This window comes from Halomonas sp. 707B3, from assembly GCF_024158645.1.
GTDB classification, from domain to species: Bacteria; Pseudomonadota; Gammaproteobacteria; order Pseudomonadales; family Halomonadaceae; genus Vreelandella; species Vreelandella lionensis.
The window spans coordinates 1-6697 of the sequence record NZ_JAMZBE010000175.1 but is presented as its reverse complement, the minus strand read 5'-3'; the positions used below and the strand labels follow the sequence as shown (position 1 = coordinate 6697).

Genomic DNA, 6697 nt, shown 5'->3' with positions numbered 1-6697 from the left:
GGTAGAAGGTATGGTGGCCGACGCGTTCGACGGTCACCTCTACGTTGAGCGCTTCCCATAGCGAGGCGCCATCCTGCCCGGCCGAGGCGTACACCTGGGCGCCTTCAATCATCGCGTCGCTATCGGAGAAAGCGCGGTCGTTTAGGTAGTCTTCCACCGGCACTTTTAGTGCGGCGGCTTTTACCCTGAGGTTAATGTCTTTCGTGATCAGAATGACCGAGGCATCCGGGCGTTCGTCACGCAGGCGGCAGGTTTCTGCCAGGATTCGGTTGTCGGGACTATCGTCTAGCGAGTCGAAAGGCTTTAAGTCGTTGTAGCACAAAAAGTGCAAGCGGCCGGATTCTCCGCTGATGCGGGGAATGGGGATGCCTTTCTGGATTTCATCGAAGGTAACCTGATTGGTCAGGTCGGAAAGGGTGCGGCTGATTTGCCTTGCCGTACGGGCGATTTCGCGGATGCCGTTTTTGTGCTTGTCCAGCTCTTCAAGCACGGTCATAGGGATAACCACATCATGCTCATCAAAATGATAGAGCGCAGTGGGGTCGTGGATCAGGACATTCGTGTCTAGGACATACAGCCTAGTCGCTTTCTTATCGAGTCGTACCATCGCGGAAACTACTCCTTGGTTGACGGCAACATCGACACTGGCAGACGCACTTTACGCTTAGATGACACTTGCCTGTGTCGGTTCTCTAGCGTGTCCTTAGTTCTCCTTATATTCCGTTTTTTAGTTCAGCAATTTCTAACAGCGTGGAATGCATTTGGGATTTTCGCCACTCCTTAATTTCAACGTTGCTATGGGGGGTAAGTCCTATTAGCGAGTCGTCCCTAAAAAGCGTGTGACGTTTGTGAGTAATGCAGTGGCGACCACGCCCAGGCTTTCACCTTCGACATAGCGGTAGTAGTGGCTTTCCAGCAGCAGGTCGTGGTTGAGCGCACACAGCGTGTGATTGGTTAAGGCGTCTTTAACCAGCGGGTAAGGCAGTAGCGCCCAGCCGGTCCCGTTAATTACCGCATCGCGAATCACTTCAAACATGGTCAGGCCCAAGTAGTTGGTCGAGAACAGAGCCTCGCTCACGAGTTTGTCGCCCTGATCGAAGGTCAGGCATACCTGAGTGTATTGGGCCAGATCATCCTTAGTGACATTGGGCAGGCGGCTAAGCGGATGGTCCGGGGCTGCCACTAGGCTCATGCTCACCGGTGCTAGGTTGCTGGCGTTCACCGCGGCCCCTTCAGCGGTGTAGAGCCCAAAGGCAATATCCACCGTTTGACGCAGCACAAACTGGGCGTGCTCCTGAGGCGGCAGCAGGTACACCGAAATGGCGGTCAGCGGGTAACGCTGCTTCAAGTCGTGCATGACCTGGCGCCAAAACGCCTCGGGCAGGGCATCGTCCCGAGCGATGCAGAGCTGGCTCTCAACGCCCTGCAAGTGCTGCTGGCAATGTTTATTAATGCGGCTGGCGCTGGTCAGTAGGCGGTAGCAGTCGGGTAGTACGCTTTCCCCCACCGCCGTTAGCTGCAAGCTGTTACCCGAGCGCTCAAACAGCGCCACACCCAGGCTATCTTCCAGCGCATTGACGGAGGCACTGAGCGTACTACGCTTTATTCCGGTATGCCGGGCAGCAGCGGCAAACGAGCCGTGTTCTGTGACATCAATAAACGCCTGCACCTGTTCTGCGCGCATGAGAACCACCTTATGAAAACCCTTTGAGCGCCAATATAGTTGGCGCTGAGCGATTGGTGAAGCGCTAGTGTACTCACTATGATGGCCTGCGTTTACTATCCTCTTATTGGAGCAACCCGCGTGACCCCCTTTGTCGCCGAGCGCCGAGCGCTTAGATTTTCCGCCATTTCTGCCAGCCTATTTGCCTTTACCGGGCTTGCCTTAGGCCTTGCCAGTGGCTCAATTACGATACTCTTCGATAGTGGCTATTCGCTATTAAGTTTAGTGCTGGCATCGCTGTCGCTGTTTGCACTTCAACAGGCCCGCAAACCCGCGGATGATCACTACCCCTTTGGGCGGCTAACGGTAGAACCGCTAGCCGTGCTGCTCAAAGGCGTGGTGATTGCGCTAGTGTGTCTGTTTTCGCTGGTCTCAGCGCTCTGGAGCCTGGCTCAGGGTGGACGTTTGGTCACGCTGGACTTGGCGCTGATGTTTGGCGTGGTCAACGTGACGGGGTGTTTGCTGACTTGGTGGTGGTTAAACCAGTACGCCAAGGTCGCGCAATCTTCACTACTGGCGGCGGAGCTCCGCCAGTGGCAGATGGATACCTGGCTCAGTGCCGCCGTGATGCTGGGCTTTGCCCTCACTTGGGGGCTCACGCTCTCGCCATGGGCGCACTTGGCGCGTTTTGCCGACCCGGTGATGGTCCTGATTATTGCCGGTTACTTCCTGCCCATGCCGATTCGCATGGTAAAAGGGGCGCTGCGTGAGCTGATGTTTGGCGAACCGGTAGGTAGCGTCCGCCAGGAGGTGGTCCAGGAAGTCGCGGATTTTGATATTGCCGATGACGATGTGCGCCTAGCGCAGGTGGGCAGTTTTTTAATGGTCGATATTCAGCTGGATAAGCAGCAGATGGATGACGCCGAAGAGATTGTCGAGAGCGTAGAACAGCACTGTAAGCTGCGCAATCTCCGCCCGGTGACGAGTATTACGCTGGTCACGTGACACTGGCATTGAAAAAATGTTGACGCTATCGAAGGTGTGGTGATATTTAGCGCTACCGACAATTGGTGTCGGCTTAACACTGCACTTTTGAGGGTTGCAAAAACATGCCATTGCGCCGCTGTTTGCCCGTGCTGCTGGTCACCGCTTTGGTGGCTGGCTGCGCAAGTTCTACCATTGCCCCAAGCTATACCACTGAAAACCCCGACATTATGCGTATCGGCGGAGAGCGCCCTGTCAGCGCTGACCCGCGTACCGAAAACGCCGGTTCGTTCTGCCTGGAAACTACCGAGCGCTGGAACGAACATGGCCGCACGCCAGATGGCCAAACGCTGTGGGCGAAAGATACCCTGCGCCGCGTGGTGCCTTGCCAATAATTGGCTGACATAGGCTCACGCAAGCTGCGCCAGCGCAACCCGCTGGCGCAGCATTGGTCAGTCGTCCTCTTTCTTTTGCGGTTTGCCCTTACGCTGGGTACCCGCCATCTCTTCCAACTCCTCTTCACTCATCGAGTCATACATCTCTTTCGAGGCGTCATACAGCTCGCTTGGCTTGGTCTCACCGCGCTTAGCCGAGAGAGCAGCCCCGGCGGCTTTCTGCTGTGCTTTAGAGGTGGCTTTCATTTAACGACTCCTGTCAGTTGACTTCCCTTAGGTGCTCACGCTATTAAGCCTAGCAGTGGGTAGTGTTGTTTCCAGACTGACGAGCGCGTTTAACATAAGAGAGCTCCATGACACCAGCGATTAATAGCGCAAGGCACGCAGGTATTGCCTTTCAACTTCACGAGTATCATCACGATGCTGATGCCTCATCCTACGGGCTAGAGGCGGCTGAAAAGCTGGGTGTAGCCGCTGAGCAGGTGTTTAAAACACTGGTGGTGAGCCTAGATGGCAAGCAATTGGCGGTCGGCATTGTGCCGGTGAATTGTCAGTTAGGGTTAAAACGCATTGCCAAAGCGGCAGGTGCTAAAAAGGCCACGATGGCTAGCCCAGAGATTGTGGAGCGCACGACGGGCTACGTGCTGGGCGGCGTTAGCCCATTGGGCCAGAAAAAGCGCTTACCGACCTTCATTGATGTCTCTGCACAGCAGTGGTCGACGCTTTACGTGAGTGCCGGGCGGCGTGGGTTGGAAATCGAACTTTCGCCGGAGGATTTAGCCGCACTCAGTCAGGGGCAATTTGCAGCGCTCTCTGCGTAGGCGATACAAATCAGAGTCAGCGCATGGCAAAGCAGGGGGTGGCACTTTCTGGTATGGTGCTCCACATTATCGGTTTGCTGGGCAACACGCCCCCTTCAGGAATTTTTTGTGTCTGATACCTCGTTTGCATCCCTTGCGCTCTCTCCTGCGCTGCTGAGCACCCTAGACTCCCTTGGCTATCACGAAATGACGCCGGTACAGGCGCAGAGCCTGCCGCCTATGTTGGCGGGCCGCGATGTCATGGCCCAGGCCAAAACGGGATCGGGCAAAACCGCGGCCTTTGGTTTGGCGCTACTCTCCCAATTACGCGTTGAGGCGTTTAGCGTACAGGCGCTAGTGCTGTGTCCCACCCGAGAACTGGCGGATCAAGTGGCGGAAGAGCTGCGCCGTCTCGCCCGCGGGATGCCCAACGTGAAAGTGCTCACACTCTGCGGCGGCGCCCCGTTTGGCCCGCAGCTCGCATCGTTGGAACATGGCGCGCACATCGTGGTGGGCACGCCGGGCCGGGTGGATGAACATCTGCGCAAAGGCTCGCTCACCCTTGGGTCACTCACCACGCTGGTGTTGGATGAAGCTGACCGCATGCTGGATATGGGCTTTCAGGCCACCATTGACGATATTATTTCTGACACGCCTGCCGACCGACAAACCCTGCTGTTCAGCGCCACCTTTCCTGATGAGGAAGCCTCAGGTGGGTTGGCGATCATGACGCGTGGCGTAATGCGCGACCCGGTCAGCGTTAAAGTCGAAGAGACCCACGACGCGACGACCATTGAGCAGCACTTCTACGATGTGGCCAACGACGACGCCCGCTTTGCTGCGCTAAAGCAGCTGTTGCTCGCGACACGGCCCACCACCAGCGTGGTGTTTTGCAACACCAAGCGAGAAACCCAAGCCGTGGCCGATAGCTTGGTCGACGCGGGCTTCAGCGCGGTGGCCATCCACGGTGATCTTGAGCAAAAAGATCGTGACCGGCTATTGGTGCTGTTCGCCAACCAAAGCGCGTCCATTTTGGTGGCCACCGATGTTGCCGCCCGTGGCCTGGATATCGCTCAGCTAGACGCTGTGTTTAACTACCAAATAGCCCGCGAGCTAGAGGTACACGTACACCGCGTTGGGCGTACCGGACGTGCGGGTGCCAGCGGTATTGCCTGCACGCTGGTGACTCCCCAAGAGAGCTACCGTTTAGAACGGTTAGCGGATCTTTTGGGTGAAACACTGAACACCGAGCCGCTGCCAAAAGCGACCAACAGTGCCCCGTTTGAGCCACCTATGGCGACCCTGCAACTAGCCGGTGGCAAAAAGGACAAGCTTCGCCCCGGCGATATTCTGGGGGCTTTAACCAGTGAGGGCGGTCTACGCGGTGATCAGGTGGGCAAAATCAAAGTTCTTGCGCGCAGTGCTTACGTGGCTGTAGAGCGAGAAGCGGTGCAAAAAGCCCAAGCAAAGCTTGAGCGGGATAAGCTAAAAGGGCGCGCTTTTCGAGTGCGCCGCATTCGGTATTAACGACGTATTCAAAACAATGCTGATGTGTATCACTTGGTCGTCAGCGTATTCGCGACTCGCGCATTCGCCATGTAGATGTCTGGCATGAGATAGGAGCCTTCGCAGCAAGCTATGAAAACACCCAAACGATTACAGCCCTTGGTCGATGACGGCCTGATCGATGAGGTGCTGATGCAGTTGATGAGCGGCAAGGAAGCGCAGGTGTATGTGGTACGCTGCGGCGGAGACACACGCTGTGCCAAAGTATTCAAGGAAGCCAAGCAGCGCAGTTTCAAGCAAGCGGTGCAATACCAGGAAGGGCGTAAAGAGCGTAACAGCCGCCGAGCGAGGGCCATGGCCAAGAAAACCCGCTACGGCCAGAAAGAGCAGGAGCAGGCGTGGCTCACCGCCGAGGTGGATGCGTTGTACCGCTTAGCCGCAGCTGATGTTCGTGTGCCAAAGCCCTATGGCTTTGTGGATGGCGTGCTGCTGATGGAGATGATCACCGACGCCGAAGGCGATGTAGCACCGCGCTTAGACGATGTTACCCTGACCGAAGAGCAAGCCTTACGCTATCACGCCAAAGTGATTCAAGACGTGGTGAAAATGCTCTGCGCGGGTCTGATTCATGGTGACCTATCTGAGTTCAACGTGCTTGTTGATGCCGATGGCCCGGTCATTATCGACTTGCCCCAAGCGGTAGACGCGGCCGGTAATAACAGCGCCGCCGCCATGCTGGAGCGCGATGTCGATAACATGCGCGCTTATTTTGGTCGCTTTGCTCCCGAGCTGCTCACTACTCACTACGGCAAGGAGATGTGGGCGCTTTATGAAGCGGGCGAGCTGCACCCCGATAGCAAACTCACCGGCCACTTCGAGTTTGATAGCCACATTGCCAACGTGGATGAGCTGATGGAAGTCATCGACGACGCCAAAGAGGAAGAAGCTGAGCGTCAGGCGCGAATGCGTGATGACGACGACGAGGATTAACCCCAATAGTGATAAACTGAGGCAACGCTTAGCAGAGTAAGTAGTTGGATGAAACGACTCTGCCATATCGCATAGCCGAAAGATCACCGGAGGGGAGTGTGAAGGGCAGCCGTTTCAGTGCAGGGAGAGCCAAGGCGCTTGTCTTATCGCTCAGTGTTGGTGCAGCAGGCGGTGTGCTGTTTCACATTTCGGGGCTGCCGCTGGCCTGGATGCTTGGCCCCTTGGTGGCGAACCTGCTGGTGTCTGCCAAAGGCGTGAAGGTTGAAGTGCCTGAATCGCTGCGCAGCGTGTTTCTCGCGGTGATGGGCATGGTGCTCGGCAGCCAAGTCACGCCTGAGCTGGCCCACCGGGTGCTCGAC

General features: G+C 56.6%; 9 protein-coding genes. 6 read left to right on the top strand and 3 right to left on the bottom strand.

Going from position 1 to position 6697, the window contains the following annotated elements; all coding sequences use genetic code 11:
• A partial coding sequence (locus BIS10_RS16515; RefSeq protein ID WP_253506849.1) for a PIN domain-containing protein occupies positions 1 to 607 on the bottom strand: 607 nt, incomplete at its 3' end.
• Positions 608 to 814: 207 nt separating this feature from the next.
• The gene (locus tag BIS10_RS16510) at positions 815 to 1684 is read right to left on the bottom strand and encodes a LysR family transcriptional regulator (RefSeq protein ID WP_253506846.1); all 870 of its coding nucleotides are present in this window, start codon (positions 1682 to 1684) and stop codon (positions 815 to 817) included.
• Between the two features lie 120 nt (positions 1685 to 1804).
• On the opposite strand from BIS10_RS16510, the gene BIS10_RS16505 reads away from it, so the two are divergent.
• Both BIS10_RS16505 and BIS10_RS16500 read left to right on the top strand, forming a co-directional pair.
• Positions 1805 to 2668, top strand: a complete 864-nt coding sequence (locus BIS10_RS16505) for a cation diffusion facilitator family transporter (protein ID WP_253506844.1) — start codon at positions 1805 to 1807, stop codon at positions 2666 to 2668.
• A 104-nt stretch (positions 2669 to 2772) separates the two neighbouring features.
• Entirely contained in the window at positions 2773 to 3042 is a 270-nt protein-coding gene (locus BIS10_RS16500) for a hypothetical protein (RefSeq protein ID WP_253506842.1), read from the top strand.
• Positions 3043 to 3099: 57 nt separating this feature from the next.
• On the opposite strand, the gene BIS10_RS16495 is transcribed toward BIS10_RS16500, so the two are convergent.
• On the bottom strand, positions 3100 to 3288 hold the full coding sequence (locus BIS10_RS16495; protein ID WP_139526597.1) for a DUF3008 family protein: 189 nt from the start codon (positions 3286 to 3288) through the stop codon (positions 3100 to 3102).
• Between the two features lie 107 nt (positions 3289 to 3395).
• Here BIS10_RS16495 and ybaK point away from each other — a divergent pair, with 107 nt between their 5' ends.
• From ybaK to BIS10_RS16475, 4 genes are all read left to right on the top strand, one after another.
• Positions 3396 to 3863, top strand: coding sequence for a Cys-tRNA(Pro) deacylase (ybaK, locus tag BIS10_RS16490; protein WP_083024814.1), 468 nt, complete (start codon positions 3396 to 3398; stop codon positions 3861 to 3863).
• A 108-nt stretch (positions 3864 to 3971) separates the two neighbouring features.
• Positions 3972 to 5369: an ATP-dependent RNA helicase DbpA gene (dbpA, locus tag BIS10_RS16485; protein ID WP_253506840.1), complete on the top strand. Its 1398-nt coding sequence runs from the start codon at positions 3972 to 3974 to the stop codon at positions 5367 to 5369.
• Positions 5370 to 5480: 111 nt separating this feature from the next.
• Positions 5481 to 6338: a PA4780 family RIO1-like protein kinase gene (locus tag BIS10_RS16480; protein WP_253506838.1), complete on the top strand. Its 858-nt coding sequence runs from the start codon at positions 5481 to 5483 to the stop codon at positions 6336 to 6338.
• Positions 6339 to 6436: 98 nt separating this feature from the next.
• Positions 6437 to 6697, top strand: a 261-nt coding sequence (locus BIS10_RS16475; RefSeq protein WP_253506836.1) for an AbrB family transcriptional regulator, incomplete at its 3' end; no start/stop codon positions are given.